The organism is Pseudoalteromonas sp. SR43-7 (assembly GCF_014163785.1).
In the GTDB taxonomy this organism is placed as follows: domain Bacteria; phylum Pseudomonadota; class Gammaproteobacteria; order Enterobacterales; family Alteromonadaceae; genus Pseudoalteromonas; species Pseudoalteromonas distincta.
In genome coordinates this window covers 21406-41798 of record NZ_JACJDY010000033.1, presented here as the reverse complement: position 1 = coordinate 41798, position 20393 = coordinate 21406, and the positions used below count along the sequence as shown (strand labels likewise).

Below are 20393 nucleotides of genomic sequence, written 5' to 3'. Positions count from 1 at the left end.
TTGTCAATACTTAAATTTAAACTTTCTAAAAAGATTCAATCTAAGTTTTACTTAACACCCTGAGTTGTTCGTGCCTCGCTATGCGTTGCTGTTTCCCGTCTCAGTGGGGTCGCATTATAGGGAGAACAGATTTTTACGCAAGCGTTTTATTGACAAAACTTTAAATAAAGCACTGTTCGCTGAGAATTTGAGCTAAACGCATTAAAAACACAACATAACTAGCACTTTATTAACATTTAACGCCTATTAAAGTGTTTGTTATGGCCTGCGCTATCAAAAAATACTGTCTACAGACCAGCTATTAAGTCATTTATCTAAAAGCTATAGTTAAAGCCCGCGTAAAAACGACGACCTGAGTAGCTAGTATTGAGTAATCGCGCATCGGTGTCATTTCCTAAACGCGTTACTGATTCAGATTTAGTTAAATTAATAACCGCTGCGGTAAGGCTAAGCCCGTCGTATAAATTTACAGATGCATTTACATCGATTTGTTCGTAAGGGTCTTGGTATACATTTAATCCGCTATTTAAACCGAGTACTGTTTCGCCGCGCTTATTATAAGAAGCACGTACATTAAAATAACCTCCTTCATAATAAACAGAGGTGTTGTACTGATACTTTGCACTACCTATTAAAGCCGACTGACCAAATTCTTCACCATTAATTGTTACATCTGCTTTATTGGTTTTGTTATAAGTGTAATTTGCGTAAAAGCCAAAACCACTATCAAAGGCATGCTGAATAAATACTTCCGCGCCTTTTGATACTGCATCGGTGCCATTACCTACAGTGCTGTAAGGGGCTATATTAATAGTCCCTGCATCCACTATATTATTTTTACCAGCAAAGTTTTGCTCTACGTCGATCACCAGTGGCACAACAAAGTTATCTACTTTTTTATGAAAAAGTGCCAGCCCAACAGCTGAACCTTCGCCATAATAATACTCAATAGATAAATCGGCTTGAATTGATTCAAATGCTTTCAAATTTTTATTTCCGCCACTACCGCTAAAACCAGGAAGCTCGTTAAATGCGGCTCTATCTTCTGCCCATTCATCTGATACAAATGTAATGCGCTGCTGCGCACCTAAATCACTATAGTCAGGACGAGATATTACTTTAGCTATTGCCCCACGAATAACTAAATCGTCAGTTGCATCCCACGCTATATTAAAGCTTGGTAATATTTGAGTGTCTTTATTTTGCTGAGAGACTAATTGATAGTCTTCTACAAAACGAGCGTCACCTGTTACTGGCTCACCTGTTTCATCATTTGTGTGATCTAATTGGTAGGTATATAAGTCAGTAGATGAAGTAAGTGTTTTTGTTTGCACAACACGCACACCCAAATTACCTCTTACTTCACTAAATTCAAAATCACCTTGTATATAAAAAGCCGATATTTTTTCTTCTATATCGTAAACAAAATTATCTTCAATGCGCGTATAAGGTACATAACTAGCAGTGACCATATCGCGGTATTTATTCCAGTCGATACTTGGCATTTGGTTTATATCAAAACCACCTGCAATATTATTCTCACTAGTAAATACATTTTGAGCTAATGGCATTCCACCATTCCATTGGTAGCTATCAAAACGGGTAATACCTTGCTCACTTACTTCCCCTGCAGCAATATCAAAATTTGGATCTAAAAAGAAGGTGTTGCCGGTTTCACGGTGAAGAATTGAGTTGCGGTACTTAACACCGGTTCTAATTGTTTTTAAAAAGCCCCAATCAACATAAAAATCCACATCAGCTTGGTAGTAATCTTCTTCTAGCTTACTGCGTACAAAGCTTGAGTTTGAAGAGCCCGCATCACGACCGCCTCCAACTCCATTTTGTAAATTAACTAATGTATTAGGGTCGATATTAAGTGACACATTATTTTGATTGAGCGACCAGCCAGCCGTTTGAGCTGCGTTTTGAATAGTGGCTGCGTTTTCGCCCGCGTTAGAACTTTTATACGCCGCTTCCCAGCTTTCTTCTGGGCCGCCCTCTGATTGTGTATTACCAATTACAAAGCGCGCTTTAAAATTATCACCTTCATAGGTTAAATTAAAATCAAAGGTATCGGAGGTAGATTCCTCACGTACGTAGCTGCCACGCATCCACGGAAATTGCATATCATTTTCGACGCCACTTGCCATTGCATCGTATTGCATACCAGTAACAATAGTGCCCGACTCATCAAGGTTTACATCCGTTAAAAAATTAGGATTTAAAGACCACTCTGGTATATCAATCACAGATTCTGTTCTGTCTTGCCCAAGTGTAAAACCAAAATAATTAAAGCCAAGCTCTAAACGATTTGTTGGTCGCCACTGTGAACTAAATTGAATCCCTTCGCGCTCACGTTTTTCGTTAAGAACAGAACCTCGAACAACTTGCGGAAACCAAACGCCATCGTAACTGTTACCGTTTGCATCATTAATAGTATCCCAACCGTTATTGTTATCAACTGTATTACCATGTATATCTGTTGCTTGCCCAGTGCCAGTATAGCGCCATACATTAGCATTAGTACCGCCCGAAAGCGTTCTGTTTGTCCGTTCCTGATAGGTATAGCCAACTAATACACCAAAGTTTTCGTTGCCATTTTTCCATGAATATAAACCCGTAAACTGCGGTTCGTACTCTTTTGTAACATCAGCGTAAGTACTCTCGATATTAAAGACACCCGAGTTTGCATCCATATTTAAAGGTTTTCGGCTGTGCATTAATACAGTGCCACCAACCCCACCTTCATCTAAGCGTGCCTCTGGCGATTTATAAACCTCGACGCTTTCAATCATTGAAGACGGTAACAAAGCATAATCAAACGAACGCGAAGGCTCCCCCGGAGAAGATGCTATAAAATTACCATTAAGCTGTGTAAAAGTAAGTTCTGACGATAAACCACGAATACTGACAGATGAACCTTCCCCGCCATCACGCTCAATTACCACACCTGGAACACGTTGCAATGAGTCAGCCACATTTTTATCAGGGAACTTTCCAATGTCTTCAGCGGTAATTGCATCAACTACTGAGCCAGACATACGCTTAACATCTAAATTTTCGGCCATGCTGGAACGTATTCCGCGCACTTCTATTACTTCCATCTCTTTTTTATTTATTGCATTTAGAGCTTCTTGATCTGCATAGGCGTAACCTGAACCAAGCGCTGAAAGTACAGATAAATAAAGTGATGATTTAGAAAGTTTTGAAAAAGGGAGAGAAAAATGGCGTGTTAATAACATGAGAGAGGCTGTTCCATTTAAACTTGCTTTGCACAAGCTAAAGCAAATAGTTAATCCTTTTACGTAATTATGTTACGTAATGGCAAATTTGCGCCAATTCTACACAGCCAAACTTAACCGTTTGTTAACCATCAATATTAAACTAAATAAACATCTCATATAACTGTATTAATACCTATTGAATGAAACTTAAAATCCAACCCACACATCAAAACCACTCTTAATTAACAAGCTAAGAGAGGCTTTGTTGAATTTAATAGCTTAATAAAATAATTACGGTGCATAAATCATCATAAAGTGTATACAAAAATACGAAGGGGATAATTAGATGTGGTAGTCAGCAGTTTATACTTTAAAAAGCAAAACTGCCGGATGATATTTGAAAGAAGTAACAATTGCTAAATAGCGCTTGGTTAATCAAGCGTAGCAATAACCTCTGAAAGCTCTAAGAGTGTAGGCTTTCCACCATAATAATTTGTATCTATATGATAACTATTACCAACCCAAAAAGGCGCTTTAGTTGAGTTATGTCCATGTATTGAAAAGTCGACTCCATGACTTTTAACTACCTTATTTTGTTTAACTACTTCGCGATCCCACAATAAAGATTGCACGATTAGCGATTTATCATCAGGGTAATTCTCCCAATCCCACGATTGTGCAAATGTATGAGACAACCCTATTATATAACCACGATACTCAAGTACTATTGAAAGCGGTTTAGTTAGTAACTCATCGCACATGACACTGAGCTTTTCACTTGATACCGACTTGTGCCAATTACCACCATTATCAGTCCATAAATTAAAAGCCGCTTTATCATTACTTAATAATGATTCCAACATTAAATGCTCATGATTACCTAATATCATACATGCCCTAATGGCTTGTAAGTATGTAAATAAGTCATATGTTTTATCCCCGCGATCAACAAAATCGCCAAGGCAAAACAAAGTATCTCTTTCAGGGTCAAAATTTACGTTATTAAGTGCGTTTTTTAAGGCCGGTAAATCACCATCAAGATCGCCAATTACAAATACTCGGCACTCATCATTAATAAATATGGCTTGTTTTGAAGATACAGCCTGAATAGCGTTAATACCTATATCCAAAATAGACTCCTATAGAATGCAATCTAAAACTTAGATTAATACTTGAGTTTATAAAGCCTTAAGGTAACACAATATAGTTGATAATTAATGAAGGTAATAAGATTTGATTGAAACTAAAAATGGATGGCAGAGGACCTTAGCTACAACCTAAATAAGTAATGTAAGTAGTGTTTTTAGCTTAAATTAAAAGCGGCTTAGCAAAATACCTGACCAGCTATTTTCAGGTTAACCGCACAAATTTTTCTGCTAGTTCGTCCAAGGTTTCACGCTTATTCGGATCGGGCTTTATGCAGTCAATAGGGCAAACACTTACGCAAGTAGGTTTATCATAATGCCCTACACACTCAGTACATTTACTAGCATCTATTTGGTATATTTTAGCGCCCATATAAATAGCCTCATTAGGACATTCTGGGTCACACATATCGCAGTTAATGCATTTACTATTTATGAGTAGAGCCACTTATAAGCCTCGTTCATTAAAGTCCATATAAAACAAGCAATGAAAAAATAGAGCATTCACTGCTGTATTTTAAATAATATGATTAACAGCGTTAAATTATGCATTTTATTAGCTTTTTCTTTGTTGATCTTTATCAATAAAAACCTCGGTCTTCTCTACTTTTAATCTCGAATGAAATTTTAAAGTGCCGCTGTTAATATTGTCTACCTCCTAAATAATAAAGTAGTTCTAATGGCAGCTAGTTATTCTCTTGATGATTTACGTTACTTTTGCACCATAGTAAAACTAGGTAGCTTTAAAAAAGCATCCATAAACCTTGGTATGTCACTATCAACTTTAAGCCGTAGAATACGTTTATTAGAGCAAGCTCTGCAATTAACGTTACTAAATCGAGATGCTCATCGGGTAACACTTACGCATACTGGCGAATTATATTACGACCGCTATCGTAAGTTATTTGACGAAGTAGAGTGTATTGAGCAAGCACTTTGTGATGAGAAAGACCAACCTAAAGGGAAAATTAGGATCTCTGCACCCATTTACATGGGTAAACACTTTTTAAGTGCTATTTTTTGTGAATTTTTACTGCAATATCCCGATATTCAATTAGATTTACGCTTTTCAAATAATCTTATTGATATTGAAAAAGAAGGGATTGATATCGCGTTTAGAGTATGAAACCCAGCCATTGATAACTGGGTTATTAGAGAACTTAAGCTTACTCATAACCTGCTGTGTGCTCACCAAAATTATGCTCATCACTCATCCGGATCAATTAGAAGAACACCCAAAAGTTACGTGCGTTGGGTTAGTTCCGTGGCAGTTAAAAAATCAGCAAACGAGTGAAGAATACAGTTTTAATCCAAACACGCATGTCCTATTAGAAGTTGATGAAATTCAAATGATGAAACAAGCCGTTGAGTCTGGTGTAGGCATTAGCTATATCCCTGATTATATAGCATTACCATTTATTAAAGCCGGAAAGCTTAAACGTATTCTTCCTGAGTGGCAAAGTGAAGGGCAGCCATTTTCTATGCTTTATTGCGACAGAAAACAAGTACCTTATCGGGTACGACTATTAATAGAGCATACATTGCAACACTTCAACGAAAAGTAGCAATGTATGCTTTTACAAAGAAAGCTTTAAACGTTTAAAAACTAAGCCTAAGTACAATTACACCTAAAAATGCTGTTGTTAATCCTATCACTTCTTGGCGTGTAAAAGACTCTTTTAGGATGATGCGTGAGTACAATAAAATAATTAAAATGTTCATCCCTGAAATTGCCGAAACTAGCCCTGCATTACCAATTGCAAAAGCCGATATTATTGCCACCATACCTGCCACGTTTGTTAATCCAATCAGTAACCCGCATGAAAATGTTTTACTCGCAGACCAATACCCTTGAGAAGTGCCTTGCTCTGCTAGCATTTTTTTACGCTTTACTAACCAACTAACAGCAAAAAGAAAACTACCAAAACCAAACATAGACGTTAGCGTTGCAAACGTATCGGCCTCAAGAAGTGTTGATTGCTTACCCATTAAATCATTAAATGCAAAGGCAAGTGCAGCGAGTAATCCCCATTGCGCACCTTGTAGGTTGTTCAACGAAATATCGCTTGAATAACGAATGATATAAAGGCCACCAAAAATAATGAAAAAGCCAATTAATTGAATTGTTGTTAAGGTCTCCTGCCACAATAAAAAAGCAAATAAAAGGACAAACAAAGGCGTTAATCCCGATAAAATACTAATTAAAGACGCTTTACCAACCGAAAACCCCTTATGCAACAATCCATTAGCAGCAAAAGAGCCAAAACCTAACGCTAGCCCAACCGTAATGTCTGCCCAGCCATACCATGTATGTTCAAATACCACTGTACCTAGCGCATTAATAACAAATCCTACAAAAAATACGCCGAATAATAGTAAGTTACGGTTAATCTTTTTCTGCGACGTCCATTGATACAACACTCCTCGAGCACCAAAAAAAACGGTTGCGAGTAATGCAAAAATTATCCACATACAAAAATGGTTCCTTTAAAAAGTAATGGGGTAACAGTGAGGAGCGATTTAACAACACGTGTTAAGTACGAATATCCATTATATTCGCTTTTAAAATTTTATAAATAAGCATTAATGATAAGATAAATTCCATAAATGGTATTTAAAAAATAGCAGATGAAGATATAACTGCTCAGCGTCACTCTATTTAATAAAATAGCTTTGAGCAGTTATTAGAGTGGATCCTAACTGACCTCTTTGAATGGATTACGGGTATCTTGGTGCGCATCTAAATTACGCATTAATATTGCACACTCTAAATTAATACCCTCATCTAGCGGAATTTTTACAATATGCCCAGAGCCTTTCGCATCGCTAATACTTTTGCCTCTTTTGTTTTCCATATATTCAAGCGTAAAAGTAATGTTACCTTGTGGTGTCATAAGCTCTAAAGAGTGACCAGTACAAAATTTATTTTTAACGTCTATTTCAACTAATCCATTTTCGCAGCGCCCAAGTACTTCACCCACAAATTGCTGCTTAGTTGATACAGAGTGACCGTATTCATAGTTTTGATAATCTTGGTGGGCATGGCGTTTTAAAAAGCCTTCGGTATAACCACGATGCGCCAAGTTTTCTAATGTTTTAAATAAGCTAGTATCAAATGGTTTACCCACAGCGGCATCATCTATTGCTTTACGATAAGCTTGTGCAGTGCGCGCCACATAATAAAATGACTTAGTACGCCCTTCTATTTTTAAACTATGTACCCCCATTTTTGTTAACTGCTCTACGTATTGCACAGCGCGTAAATCTTTGGAATTCATAATATACGTGCCGTGTTCATCCTCAAACGCAGGCATATACTCACCAGGGCGACCTTGTTCCTCTAGAATAAATACATCGTTGCTTGGCGCGCCTTCACCCAATGTAGGAATCACCTGTTTGGGGTCAATTTTATGTACCATTTCGCCAGTTTCGTTCTCAACACCAGGTTTTACATCGTAATCCCAGCGACATGCATTAGTACATGTGCCTTGATTTGGATCGCGCTTATTTATGTAACCAGAGAGCAAACAACGCCCCGAATACGCCATACACAGTGCGCCATGAACAAATACTTCAAGTTCGGTGTCTGGGCAGAGTGTGCGTATTTCGGTTATTTCTTCGAGCGACAGCTCTCTTGATAAAATAACCCGTTCGATCCCCTGCTTTGCCCAAAATTGTACACTCGCGTAATTTACCGCATTTGCCTGTACTGATAAGTGGATTGGCATCGCAGGCCATTTTTCACGAACTAGCATAATTAAACCAGGGTCTGACATAATCAGCGCATCGGGCTTCATCGCAATAACTGGCTCTATATCACGTAAATACGATTTAACTTTAGCGTTATGCGGCGCAATATTAGACACCACATAAAACTTTTTATTTTGCGCATGCGCTTCACTAATACCTATTTGCAGGGTCTCTAGGTCAAATTCATTATTGCGCACACGCAAACTATAACGAGGCTGCCCCGCATAAACCGCATCTGCGCCATAAGCAAACGCGTAGCGCATGTTTTTTAAACTGCCTGCGGGGCATAATAATTCAGGAATAAAAGGCATTGAAGAAATAACGGGTAACATGTGCGCTCCATACATCGAACTGGGTTTAAACCAGTTGCATGAGTTTTACCAATTTGATTGAAAAATTAAGCATTAATCCAGTGAAATTGGTGTTATTGAAAAATACATAAACACAAGCGCAGCAGTATAAATATGGCTAATAATTTAAATTTGATCGAGATCATAAAACAGCAATCAAACTGGTTTTTAATAAAATTAGGATTTTTCACTTAAAACGCGTATAATTCGCGCCCGTTAATATTCACACTTTTACTTAAAATTATTGGAGCATAAAGATGGCTTTAGAGCGTACTTTCTCAATCGTAAAACCTGATGCAGTTGCTAAAAACCACATTGGCGCTATCTACAACCGTTTCGAAACTGCTGGCCTTAAAATCGTTGCAGCTAAAATGGTTCACCTTTCACAAGAGAAAGCTGAAGGTTTCTACGCAGAACATAGCGAACGTCCTTTCTTTGGCGCTTTAGTATCTTTCATGACATCTGGTCCAGTAATGGTTACAGTTCTTGAAGGCGAAAACGCTGTTCTTAAAAACCGTGAAATCATGGGTGCTACTAACCCTGCTGAAGCACTAGCTGGCACTTTACGTGCAGACTACGCTGATAGCATCGACGAAAACGCTGTTCACGGTTCTGATGCTGTTGAATCTGCTGCTCGCGAAATCGCGTACTTCTTCGCTGACGAAGAGCTTTGTTCACGTACTCGTTAATTCGAATTCGTTAACAAAATGAAAAGGGCTTTCGGGCCCTTTTTTAGTCATTACGCAAAGTATCCATAAGTGCATTTTTTGATATTTTACTTAATGATTAAAGTGAGTGAATTGTGTACAATTCGTCCTCGTAAATTTTTATCTCCACCGTCACCGATTGAGGTTGTTTCATGACCGAGCAAAAAAAGATTAACTTATTAGATTTAAACCGAGATGCAATGCGCGAGCTATTTGCATCGTTCGGTGAAAAGCCGTTTCGTAGTGACCAGGTGATGAAATGGATTTATCATTTTGGCGTAGATAACTTCGACGAAATGACTAACGTAAATAAAAAGCTTAAAGAAAAGCTTAAAGCTGAGTGCGAAATTGTAGCGCCAGAAATAACAGTTCGCCAACAAGCAAGCGACGGCACTATTAAGTACGCGCTTATTCTTGAAGGCGGCCAAGAAGTAGAAGCCGTTTGGATCCCTGAAAAAGAGCGCGCTACGTTATGTGTATCATCACAAGTGGGTTGTGCGCTTGAATGTACTTTTTGTTCTACTGCTCAACAAGGCTTTAACCGTAACTTAAAAGTATCTGAAATTATTGGCCAAGTTTGGCGTGTAGCTAAAGATATAGGCCTTGATGGTCATAGCGAAAAGCGCCCAGTGACTAATGTTGTAATGATGGGTATGGGCGAGCCTTTACTTAATCTTAAAAACGTAGTGCCAGCAATGGAACTAATGATGGACGATTGGGGCTTTGGTTTATCTAAGCGCCGCGTAACATTAAGTACTTCAGGCGTTGTACCTGCTCTTGATTTACTAAAAGAAAAAATTGACGTAGCACTGGCTATATCACTTCACGCACCAGATAACGCACTGCGTGATATTTTAGTACCTGTTAATAAAAAGTACCCTATTGAAGAGTTTTTAGCGGCGTGTCGTCGTTATATCGACGGTTCAAAAGCTAATAAAGACGTAACTGTTGAATACGTTATGCTTAATGGCATTAACGACAGCACTGACCAAGCGCATGCATTAGTACAAACGTTAAAAGGCACACCGTCTAAGGTAAACCTTATTCCGTTTAACCCGTTCCCGGGTAACGAGTATACACGCTCAAGTAATAGCCGTATCGACCGCTTTTCAAAAGTACTACAAGCTGCAGGTGTAACCTGTATTGTGCGCCGTACTCGCGGTGATGATATTGACGCCGCTTGCGGTCAGTTAGTCGGTGACGTAGTTGATCGTACTAAACGTTTAGCTAAAAAGAAAATCCGTGACGATAACGCGATTGCCGTTAATATCCACCAAGCATAATCTGTAACAGCCTTATATGAATAAACCATATAAGGCTGTTAAGTTGTTTATTTTTAAATAAATGATGCAAGAGTAAAGCTTTTAGGTAAGATAGGCGACATGGACTAAAAATAAAGAGATAAGGTAATGCGATCTATACTTGCTATAACACTATCAACACTTGCCCTAAGTGGCTGTGTGAGCGAAAGTAGTTATAACGGCAGTAATAAACCCGTCGTCGAAAATAAAGTTAATAATACTGGCGCAGCACGAACACGAATTGCTTTAGCCCTACAGTATTTAAAAACGGGTAATAATTCTCAAGCCAAATACAATTTAGAACGTGCAGCAGCATTTGCTCCTGACCTACCTGAAGTACACTACTCTCTTGCTTATTACTACCAACAAGTGGGCGAAAACCCGCTAGCAGATAAAGCCTACCAAAAAGCACTTGAAATCAAGCCAGACGATCCTAACACCCTCAATAACTACGGTGTGTTTTTATGTGGTATTGATGAATACGATCGTGCAACTGATCAATTTTTAAAAGCCATTGAAGTACCAAGTTATATTCGTGTTGCCGAAAGCTACGAAAATTTAGCCTTGTGTGCTATTGAATTTGATGACTTTGAAAATGCAGAAAGCTACTTTCAACAGGCACTTAATCACAGCTCTCAGCGTACATCTACATTAATTAGCTTAGCCGCACTGTATTACGCAAAAAGTGACTTATACAAAGCCAGTGAACTTTTAAAACGCTATGAAAGTACGGGTCGAGTATCTTCTCGTGCATTAATGCTTAGCTATCTTGTAAAAAACCGAATGGGCAGAATTGAAGAAGCTGAAAAAATTTCAAACACTATTTTGCAAACTTACTCTACCAGCAACGAAGCCTATGCGTTAAAAGAGAAAAGAACACGTTTTAATGAGTTTGAAATACTGCGAGAAAAATACCGTAAAGCGCAGTTAAAAGAACTAAAAAATGACGCAAGCGGCGCGCACGTTAGTTCAAAACCAAAAATAAAAGTTATAAGAAAGAAGCGTTCGTCAGAGGACGGTTCAACAAGCTTGGTAACAAACAACGAGCAAAAAACAGATAAAAAGCTCGCAACAGCAAATAACCAAGATGTAAATCCAGTTATAGCAAGAGAAGAGCAAGCTCAAGCATTGCCAAATACGCTCAGTACGCAAGCCGACGAAGCAACCGTAATAGCAAAACAAGTAACAACCCAAAAAGAAGAAACTACTGTAGTCGCGCCTAGCAACCCTACCGATACTTCGGCTGTTATGCTTGCACTTACTACTGAGCATGACTCAGCAGATTCTATAGTAGCAGCGCCTGAAAAAGCGCAACCCGTTTTAGAACCTAAAAAAGAAGTTATAGCGACAAAAAAACCGGCTAAAGCCGATGACGAGGTAACAATAATCTCGTTTGGCGCACCTAAAACAGGCCAGTTTAATTCGCAGCAAACTAGTAACTACAGCAACTCTGCACCTGCAGTTACAAATCAAAAAAATAGTAGCGACGTGGTATTCTACGAAGCGACTAAAAACACAAGCGTTTTTGAAAACAGCAACTATCAAAATAATGCTGATATTGAATTTAAAAGCTACGAAGCAGTGCAAAAAACAGAGCTTCCAATGCTTAATCCTAAAGTATCGCCTTTACGCGTGCCATTTCATGTAATTGCTGTTGGCGAAAACCTATTTAGCATTTCGGTGCGATACAATGTTAAACTACAAAAACTCCTGCAATGGAATGGTTTAAAAGAGTCGGATCGGGTAATGAATGGAAGTAAAATATACCTAAACGATCCTAATATTTATTACGAAATTAAAGCTGGTGATTCCCTTTACGATATAGCTACCCAGCGGCATGTATTAATTGATGAATTAATGCGATGGAATAAATTAAGTCCTGATATAGCATTAAAACCAGGGCACAGACTTTTACTAGTGGATCCAGACTCATACACATTATGAATGAAGAAAATACGCAAACACAGAGCGAACAGCCAACTGTAGGCCAAATACTAAAAAATCATAGAGAGCAAGCAAACGTTAGCATCGCAACTATCGCTGCACCGTTAAAGCTATCTGAACTTCAAATTAAACGCCTTGAAAATGATGAATTTGCGTTACTAGGCCCTATCACTTTTGTTAAAGGCTATATAAAAAATTATTGCCGTGAATTAAAAGTCGATAGCGCACCTATATTAGCAATGATGCCGGCTCCACCAGAGCCGACCAAGCCCGCTAATATGCAAAGCTTTTCGCGCCGAACAGAAAAAGAAGCAAGCGACAGCCGTTTAATGTTTTTTAGTTATTTAATTTTAGCAATTGTCATTGGCTCATCTGCTTTATGGTTTTGGCAAAACGCCACCCCCATTGAAGAGCAAACCAGTAAAATAAACGTTGCCAACTCAATAATGAGTGAACGACAAGCAGCTCAACCCAGTATTTTACAGCAACAGCAACAAGCCGAAATTAACGACGAATCACTATTAGAATCAAAAGATACGCTTGAAACATCAACAAGCTCAGAAGCTGTTACAGAAACGGCTCCTATTACATCTAACAACGAAAGCCAAGAAGATGCTAGCAGTACAATTGTTATGAACTTTAACGGCGAAAGTTGGGTTGAAATTTACGATGGCGAAGGCGAAAAAATAGCATTCGGCGTTAAAAAAGCAGGCTACATTATGACCGTAAGCGGAACGCCTCCTTTTTCAGTTGTGCTTGGTAAGCATGACGCTGTAGACATTACTTTAAACGGCGAACCTGTAGATGTTTCTGCATTTCCTAAAAACCGTTTAGCCAAATTTACATTACCACTAGCAGAGTAGTCGCTATGTTTTCAGAATCCCCAATTAAACGCAGAAAATCCACCCGTATCAATGTAGGTAACGTCCCTATTGGTGACGGCGCCCCTATTGCTGTGCAATCAATGACCAACACCGACACCATGGATGTTGATGCAACCGTTGCACAAATTCAGGCAATACAAGATGCCGGTGCCGACATAGTGCGTGTATCAGTACCGACTATGGACGCAGCTGAAGCGTTTAAAAGTATTAAAGAACAAGTGACTATTCCGCTAGTAGCCGATATTCACTTTGATTACCGTATAGCCTTAAAAGTGGCAAAGTACGGCGTAGATTGTCTGCGCATAAACCCAGGTAATATAGGTAGTGAAGAGCGTATAAGAGCTGTGGTCGATTCGGCTCGCGAGCATAACATTCCTATTCGTATTGGTGTAAATGGCGGCTCACTTGAGCGCGATTTACAAGAAAAATACGGCGAGCCTACACCTGAAGCCTTATTAGAATCAGCAATGCGCCATGTAGATATATTACGCCGCCTTGATTTTGACCAATTTAAAATATCGGTAAAAGCATCAGACGTATTTTTAGCGGTAGGCGCCTATCGCTTGCTCGCTAAAGAAATAGACCAACCACTGCATTTAGGTATTACCGAAGCGGGCGGCATGCGCTCAGGCTCGGTTAAATCAGCCGTAGGTTTAGGTATGCTACTTGCCGAAGGTATTGGCGATACACTGCGAGTGTCGCTTGCAGCTGACCCTGTTCAAGAAATTAAAGTAGGTTTTGATATTTTAAAATCGCTGCGCATACGTTCGCGCGGTATTAATTTTATTGCCTGCCCTAGCTGTTCTCGTCAAGAATTTGATGTAGTAAGCACCATGAACCAGCTAGAAGAGCGCCTTGAAGATATTATTGAGCCTGTATCGGTTTCGGTAATTGGCTGTGTTGTAAACGGCCCAGGTGAAGCACTCGTTAGTGATATAGGCCTTGCCGGTGCAAACCGTCGCTCAGGTTTATACATTAATGGTGAGCGCCAAAAAGCGCGTATTGACAACAACAACATTGTTGACCAGCTCGAAGGCTACGTGCGCGACTTTATTGCTCAAAAAGAGCAGCAAACACCTATCGATATTAAAATAGTCGAATAAATACCGTATAAAGCGCCAAACAGCGGTGTTTGGCGTTTACCTTTATGACCAGAACGCTATAATAGCGGGTCAATTTTTAGCATTCTTGTTGTGTAAGCATTTTTTATTACACATAAACAGCATTTAGGATTTATCAGTGGCAAAACAAATTCAGGCAGTTCGCGGTATGAACGATTGTCTGCCAGGCGATACACAAGTTTGGCAGAAAGTAGAAAGCATTTTACGCGAGACAGTAGCATCGTTCGGTTATCAAGAAATTCGTTTTCCTATTGTAGAATCAACCGACTTATTTAAACGCTCTATTGGTGAAGTTACCGATATAGTAGAAAAAGAAATGTACACCTTTGCCGATCGCAATGGCGACTTATTAACACTTCGCCCAGAAGGCACCGCAGTATGCGTACGTGCTGGCAACCAAAATGGCTTACTATATAACCAAGAACAACGCCTTTGGTACATGGGTCCAATGTTTCGTCACGAGCGTCCGCAAAAAGGTCGTTACCGTCAGTTTCACCAATTTGGTTTAGAAACATTTGGTATTGCCACAGCCGACATAGACGCAGAAGTTATTTTATTAACAGCGCAACTATGGGAAGCCTTTGGTATTACAGAGCACGTTCGTCTAGAGCTAAATTCATTAGGGTCTAACGAAGCGCGTGCAGATTACCGTGATGCGTTAGTAGCCTACCTTGAGCAACACATTGATGTGCTTGATGAAGACTCAAAACGACGTATGTATTCAAACCCACTACGCGTACTTGATAGCAAAAACCCAGACGTACAAGCAATTTTAACTGATGCGCCTAAACTATCTGAAAACTTAGACGCTGAATCAAAAGAACATTTTGAAAATTTATGTGAACGTTTAGACGCTGCTGGCGTCTCATATACGGTTAATGAAAAGTTAGTACGTGGTTTAGACTACTACAACCGCACCGTATTTGAATGGGTAACCGACAGCTTAGGCGCACAAGGCACTGTATGTGCTGGTGGTCGTTACGACGGCTTAGTAGAACAACTTGGCGGCAAAGCAACGCCAGCAGTTGGTTTTGCAATGGGTCTAGAGCGCTTAGTGTTATTACTACAAGCGCTTGAGAGTGTAGGTGACATTCGTCGTAATGCTGATGTATATTTAGCAGCAATGGGCGACAAAGCAAGCATTCAAGCTCCTGCAATTGCAGCGCAACTACGTAAAGACGTACCAGGTTTACGCGTTATGGTGCATGCGGGCGGCGGCAACTTTAAAAAACAATTAAAACGTGCTGATAAAAGCGATGCACTTGTTGCAGTGATTATTGGTGAAGATGAATTAGAAAAAGGCGTTGTGACCATCAAGTATTTGCGCGAGCGTAAAGAACAAGTCACATTAGAATTAGAACAAGCTAAAGCGCTATTAGCTGAGCTTATTAACGGCTAAGCGAACATTAGAGGTAAGAATGGATATTTATTCAACAGAAGAACAACAAGCAGAAGCCATTAAACGCTTTTTCCGTGAAAACGGCATTTCACTTGCACTAGGCATACTTGTTGGCCTTGGTGGCTTATATGGCTGGAAAGCATATAACCAAAATCAAATTACTACCGCTGAAAAAGCATCAGATTCATATACAGCGCTTGTTGAAAGTGATGATGTATTATCTTCAGCTGATGCGTTTATTAGCGAAAATAAAGATACAAACTACGCAACACTTGCTGCATTTGTTGCTGCAAAAGACGCTGTAGAAGCAAAAAAATTAGACGTAGCAAGCGAAAAGCTAAGCTGGATAGTGTCTAATACTGAAAATACAGAATTAAAAGCAATTGCGATTACACGTTTAGCGCGAATTCAAATTGCACAAACTAACTATGACGATGCATTAACTACATTAAATGCACCATTACCTGAAGCATTCAATGCAAACGTTGCCGAGCTTAAAGGCGACATTTACACACAGCAAGGTAACAAAGATCAAGCACGTACTGCATACCAAGCAGCAATAGATGCGGGTGGATTAACAAGTAACCCACTATTACAAATTAAGTTAGATGACCTAGCAGTAACTAGCCCAGCGGCATAAGGTTTTAGGTATGAAAAAATTTACAACAGCAGCCCTTGCCCTATGTATGGCAACACTGATGGGTTGTTCATCAAGTGATGATGAAGATGAACTAGTACTTCCTGAAATTGTAAACCAATTTGAAACTGACGTTGTTTGGCAAGAATCTGTAGGTGATGGCGTAGAGCATTACTTTTCTCGTTTAACACCAGCTGTTTACAAAGATACTGTATATGTTGCTAGCCGCGAAGGCCAAGTAGAAGCGCTTTCGCTTACTAACGGCGATACCAAGTGGGAAACCGATGTACGCCAAGATTTATCGTTTTGGCCATGGGCTGACAATGGTAATGCAAAATTATCAGGTGGTATTTTGCAAGCCTATGGTAAAATTTATATAGGTTCTGAACACGGCTTTATTATTGCTCTTGATCGCGAAACCGGTGAAGAAGTTTGGCGTAAAAATGTACCAGGCGAATCACTGTCTAAACCGACAGCAGGCGATGGCTTAATATTTGTAAATTTAGGCTCTGGTAAATTGTTAGCCCTTCACCCAGATACGGGCGAAGAACGTTGGAGTTTTGAACAAGAAGTTCCACCACTAACATTACGCGGACAAAGCTCGCCAACTGTTGCTAACGGTGGTGTATTAGTAGGCCTTGAAACAGGCAAGCTAAGCGTTTTAATTTCAGACAGTGGTTACTCAGCATGGAGCGCAGAAATTGCGGTTGCTAAAGGCGCATCAGAATTTGAACGCCTAGTTGACGTAGACACTCAACCACTTATTAGCGGTCCATACGCTTACGCTATAGCTTATAACGGCAACTTAGCTGCTGTAGATATTCGCTCTGGCAACGTAGTGTGGAAACGTGAGTACAGCAGCTACCGCGAAATTGCGATGGATGCACAAACAATTTATTTAGTAGATAGCGATGGTGTTATTTACGCATTAGATAAAAATTCAGGTATTGAACGTTGGAGCCAACCCGCTCTACGTGGTTGGTACCTAACAGGCCCTGCAGTTGCAGGTAGCCACTTAGCTTTAGGCGACCAAGAAGGTAACCTACATTGGCTAAATAAAGAAACTGGCGAGCTAGTATCTCGAGAAGACTTTGACAGCTCAGGCTTTTTTGTTGAGCCAGTTGTTGCCGACGATAAGCTAATTTTATACACCCGTGATGGTGAAGTTAGTATGGTAAAAATACCAAACTAAGTTACTAATAGTCATATGGTTTTTTTAAGGCTTCGCACTGCGAAGCCTTTTGTTGTTTTTTAAAGAGGTAGTTTATGCTTCCCGTGATCGCTCTAGTTGGGCGACCCAATGTGGGCAAGTCCACATTATTTAACCGTTTAACACGTACTCGTGATGCACTCGTAGCCGATTTTCCAGGTTTAACACGAGATAGAAAATATGGCCAAGCTAGTTACGATGGCTATGAATTTATCGTGGTAGACACGGGCGGTATTGATGGCTCAGAAGAAGGCATCGAAATCGAAATGGCAGATCAATCTCTGCTAGCCATTGAAGAAGCCGACATTGTTCTGTTTTTAGTAGATGCTCGTGTAGGTATGACCGTAGCTGACCAAGCCATTGCTAATCACTTGCGTAAACAAGAGAAAAAGTGCTTTGTTGTTGCCAATAAAACCGACGGCATTGATGCAGATTCAAACTGTGCTGAATTTTACCAATTATCATTAGGTGAAATACATCACATTGCAGCTGCACATGGCCGTGGTATTACCCTATTACTTGAACAAACACTTCAGCCGCTTATTGCTGAACTAGCTGCTCAAGATGAAGAAGTAACAGGTGATGACGAAGAACTAATCGACCTTTACGAAGAAGGCGAAGGTGATGATACCGATCATCAAGCGTTTGCTGACAAACCTGTAAAGCTTGCTATTATTGGTCGCCCTAACGTTGGTAAGTCAACACTTACAAACCGTATATTGGGTGAAGATCGTGTAATTGTATATGATATGCCAGGTACAACGCGCGATTCTATTTATATTCCAATGACGCGTAACGACAAAGAGTATGTGTTAATTGACACAGCCGGTGTTCGTAAGCGTAAAAAAGTAAGTGACGTAGTTGAAAAGTTCTCAGTAATTAAAACACTACAAGCAATCGAAGATTGTAACGTGGTTTTACTTGTTGTGGATGCGCGCGATGGTATTTCTGATCAAGACTTAAGCTTATTAGGTTTTGCGCTTAACTCAGGTCGTTCGCTGGTTATTGCCGTTAATAAATGGGATGGCCTTGACGACTACGTAAAAGATCGTATTAAAACAGAGCTTGATCGCCGTTTAGGCTTTATTGACTTTGCACGCTTACACTTTATATCTGCACTTCACGGTACAGGTGTTGGTCATTTGTTTGAATCGGTTGATGAAGCGTACGAGTCAGCAACTAAGCGTATTAGCACCGCAATGCTTCGCCGTATTATGGACATGGCTCAAGCCGATCACCAGCCGCCACTTGTTCGTGGTCGTCGTGTTAAGCTTAAATATGCGCATGCCGGTGGTTATAACCCGCCACGTATTGTAATTCATGGTAACCAAGTTCACGATTTACCAGATAGCTACAAACGCTACCTGATGAACTATTACCGTAAAGCACTTAAAATTATGGGCACCCCAATCAAAATTGAATTTAGAGAAGGTGATAACCCATTTGCAGGGCGTACGAATAAAGTAACGCTTTCGCAAAAACGTAAAATACGTGCCTTTGCAAAAGAAAACCGTAATAAATAAACTGCATAAGCGTTAATCTATTACAGAAAAACGGCGTACTTTTTAGTACGCCGTTTTTTATTACTGAAAATTAAGTAATGCTAATTGCACCAGCCGTTCAACTGTGGTGTCTTGAACATTTTTAGGCGCTTTGGGGTAATACTTTGATTTTGGCGGCTTAATAGTTATAAACCCATGATTGGTTGCCATTTCGTGGGCTAACAGCTTTCGCTCTCGGGGGGTTAAATGGTTTTCGTGTATTTTTGCCAGCTCGCCGCTATCAAGCCATATGCCTGCACAACCTGGGCATTCGTCTATTTCAACCACTTTGAGCGGCGAAAAATACCGGCGCATCATCACAATACTTGGGCATTTAGGGCAATTTACTCGCGATGAGACTTCGCCCTCACCTTCGGTATAATTACTCAAATACTTAAGTAATACCTGACCATGCTTTAGCTCTGGCGAGCTAAATTTAAAAATTTGGCTGTTATCAAAAAATACGCCGCCTTGCGCTGACGTAAAAACAGTAATGCCGCCAACAAGTAAAGGTTCAAGAGAGGTATTTGTACGTGGGCATAACATTCTAAAAATCCTTTTTATTTTAATACTTAACTTACACTACTTTACTCAAGTGCTTTATGAATAAGCCCAACAAGCGGCCCCGGCAATGTAATATTACCTGCAAGTACAAACTCATGGGCTTCATCTGACATTTTTTGCCATGTACGGCGAATAATACCAATCCATTTTTCTTCATTGTAATCTGGTTTTGCATTGGCAAACCCAAGCATATAATGTTCAATAAATACAAGGCTTGCTACATCTTCTACTAATTGGCTGTCTGGGTTACGTTTAATATTTTTTTTAGCGACCGCATCGTACACTCGGTTTTGCTCAGCTTCACCGTAACCAGCTTGCTTCATAAGCGCAACCACGCTGCTAGCATGAAATATATAAAGTGCACTGCGCCACTGATGATAGCCCTGTTTGTTCATTTCAAAATCACTACGTGGCGACTTCCAACGCTGAATATGCTGTGCACGCACTGCAATTTGCATGAGTTCATCGGCATCTGGTTTAAAACGAGTTAACATTTCGCTCATGCGCAAGGCGTATAAACTTTCTTTTGGAAAGCTTTGTCCATTGTGCTGCTCAGTATTTGGGTCTTGGTTGTTTGCTTCATCAATTAAGGTAATTACTTTATTAAACATGACGG

The 20393-nt window shown here is 39.8% G+C and carries 18 protein-coding genes; 11 read left to right on the top strand and 7 right to left on the bottom strand.

Annotated features, from left to right (window positions below):
• Nucleotides 1–314 precede the first annotated feature (314 nt).
• The 3 genes from H5087_RS18810 to H5087_RS18800 all read right to left on the bottom strand — a co-directional run bounded on the left by H5087_RS18810 (nucleotide 315) and on the right by H5087_RS18800 (nucleotide 4817).
• Nucleotides 315–3242 (bottom strand): TonB-dependent receptor, encoded by a 2928-nt coding sequence (locus H5087_RS18810; protein ID WP_182673025.1) that lies wholly within the window; start codon nucleotides 3240–3242, stop codon nucleotides 315–317.
• A 413-nt stretch (nucleotides 3243–3655) separates the two neighbouring features.
• The gene (locus H5087_RS18805; protein ID WP_182673024.1) at nucleotides 3656–4354 is read right to left on the bottom strand and encodes a metallophosphoesterase; all 699 of its coding nucleotides are present in this window, start codon (nucleotides 4352–4354) and stop codon (nucleotides 3656–3658) included.
• A gap of 220 nt (nucleotides 4355–4574) precedes the next feature.
• On the bottom strand, nucleotides 4575–4817 hold the full coding sequence (locus tag H5087_RS18800; protein ID WP_182673023.1) for a YfhL family 4Fe-4S dicluster ferredoxin: 243 nt from the start codon (nucleotides 4815–4817) through the stop codon (nucleotides 4575–4577).
• 231 nt (nucleotides 4818–5048) lie between these two features.
• Between H5087_RS18800 and H5087_RS20260 the strand changes: the two genes are divergently transcribed.
• Together H5087_RS20260 and H5087_RS20255 are read left to right on the top strand one after the other, a co-directional pair.
• Nucleotides 5049–5495, top strand: coding sequence for a LysR family transcriptional regulator (locus H5087_RS20260; RefSeq protein ID WP_259397797.1), 447 nt, complete (start codon nucleotides 5049–5051; stop codon nucleotides 5493–5495).
• 73 nt (nucleotides 5496–5568) lie between these two features.
• Nucleotides 5569–5934, top strand: a complete 366-nt coding sequence (locus tag H5087_RS20255; protein ID WP_259397796.1) for a LysR substrate-binding domain-containing protein — start codon at nucleotides 5569–5571, stop codon at nucleotides 5932–5934.
• A gap of 34 nt (nucleotides 5935–5968) precedes the next feature.
• Here the strand turns inward: H5087_RS20255 and H5087_RS18790 are convergent, their stop codons facing one another.
• Both H5087_RS18790 and yegQ read right to left on the bottom strand, forming a co-directional pair.
• Nucleotides 5969–6841 carry an EamA family transporter gene (locus tag H5087_RS18790; RefSeq protein WP_182673022.1) on the bottom strand — a complete coding sequence of 291 codons (873 nt, stop codon included), beginning with the start codon at nucleotides 6839–6841 and terminating at the stop codon, nucleotides 5969–5971.
• Nucleotides 6842–7065: 224 nt separating this feature from the next.
• Nucleotides 7066–8451 carry a tRNA 5-hydroxyuridine modification protein YegQ gene (gene yegQ / locus H5087_RS18785; RefSeq protein WP_182673021.1) on the bottom strand — a complete coding sequence of 462 codons (1386 nt, stop codon included), beginning with the start codon at nucleotides 8449–8451 and terminating at the stop codon, nucleotides 7066–7068.
• Nucleotides 8452–8726: 275 nt separating this feature from the next.
• On the opposite strand from yegQ, the gene ndk reads away from it, so the two are divergent.
• From ndk to der, 9 genes are all read left to right on the top strand, one after another.
• Nucleotides 8727–9158 (top strand): nucleoside-diphosphate kinase, encoded by a 432-nt coding sequence (gene ndk / locus H5087_RS18780; protein WP_002961288.1) that lies wholly within the window; start codon nucleotides 8727–8729, stop codon nucleotides 9156–9158.
• A gap of 170 nt (nucleotides 9159–9328) precedes the next feature.
• Nucleotides 9329–10459 (top strand): bifunctional tRNA (adenosine(37)-C2)-methyltransferase TrmG/ribosomal RNA large subunit methyltransferase RlmN, encoded by a 1131-nt coding sequence (locus tag H5087_RS18775; protein WP_002961289.1) that lies wholly within the window; start codon nucleotides 9329–9331, stop codon nucleotides 10457–10459.
• 126 nt (nucleotides 10460–10585) lie between these two features.
• On the top strand, nucleotides 10586–12421 hold the full coding sequence (gene pilW / locus H5087_RS18770; RefSeq protein ID WP_182673020.1) for a type IV pilus biogenesis/stability protein PilW: 1836 nt from the start codon (nucleotides 10586–10588) through the stop codon (nucleotides 12419–12421).
• On the top strand, nucleotides 12418–13284 hold the full coding sequence (locus H5087_RS18765) for a RodZ domain-containing protein (protein WP_002961292.1): 867 nt from the start codon (nucleotides 12418–12420) through the stop codon (nucleotides 13282–13284). Before pilW ends, H5087_RS18765 begins: the two co-directional genes overlap by 4 nt.
• Before the next feature lie 5 nt (nucleotides 13285–13289).
• Nucleotides 13290–14408, top strand: a complete 1119-nt coding sequence (ispG, locus tag H5087_RS18760) for a flavodoxin-dependent (E)-4-hydroxy-3-methylbut-2-enyl-diphosphate synthase (protein ID WP_002961295.1) — start codon at nucleotides 13290–13292, stop codon at nucleotides 14406–14408.
• 136 nt (nucleotides 14409–14544) lie between these two features.
• Nucleotides 14545–15825 (top strand): histidine--tRNA ligase, encoded by a 1281-nt coding sequence (gene hisS / locus H5087_RS18755; RefSeq protein WP_182673019.1) that lies wholly within the window; start codon nucleotides 14545–14547, stop codon nucleotides 15823–15825.
• Between the two features lie 19 nt (nucleotides 15826–15844).
• Nucleotides 15845–16465, top strand: coding sequence for a tetratricopeptide repeat protein (locus H5087_RS18750; protein WP_002961300.1), 621 nt, complete (start codon nucleotides 15845–15847; stop codon nucleotides 16463–16465).
• Nucleotides 16466–16475: 10 nt separating this feature from the next.
• On the top strand, nucleotides 16476–17654 hold the full coding sequence (gene bamB / locus H5087_RS18745; protein WP_002961301.1) for an outer membrane protein assembly factor BamB: 1179 nt from the start codon (nucleotides 16476–16478) through the stop codon (nucleotides 17652–17654).
• A 74-nt stretch (nucleotides 17655–17728) separates the two neighbouring features.
• Nucleotides 17729–19195: a ribosome biogenesis GTPase Der gene (der, locus tag H5087_RS18740; protein WP_024597862.1), complete on the top strand. Its 1467-nt coding sequence runs from the start codon at nucleotides 17729–17731 to the stop codon at nucleotides 19193–19195.
• A gap of 60 nt (nucleotides 19196–19255) precedes the next feature.
• Here the strand turns inward: der and H5087_RS18735 are convergent, their stop codons facing one another.
• Both H5087_RS18735 and H5087_RS18730 read right to left on the bottom strand, forming a co-directional pair.
• Nucleotides 19256–19759: a zf-TFIIB domain-containing protein gene (locus tag H5087_RS18735; protein WP_182673018.1), complete on the bottom strand. Its 504-nt coding sequence runs from the start codon at nucleotides 19757–19759 to the stop codon at nucleotides 19256–19258.
• Between the two features lie 41 nt (nucleotides 19760–19800).
• Nucleotides 19801–20388, bottom strand: a complete 588-nt coding sequence (locus H5087_RS18730) for a DUF4202 domain-containing protein (protein ID WP_024595261.1) — start codon at nucleotides 20386–20388, stop codon at nucleotides 19801–19803.
• Nucleotides 20389–20393: the final 5 nt, after the last annotated feature.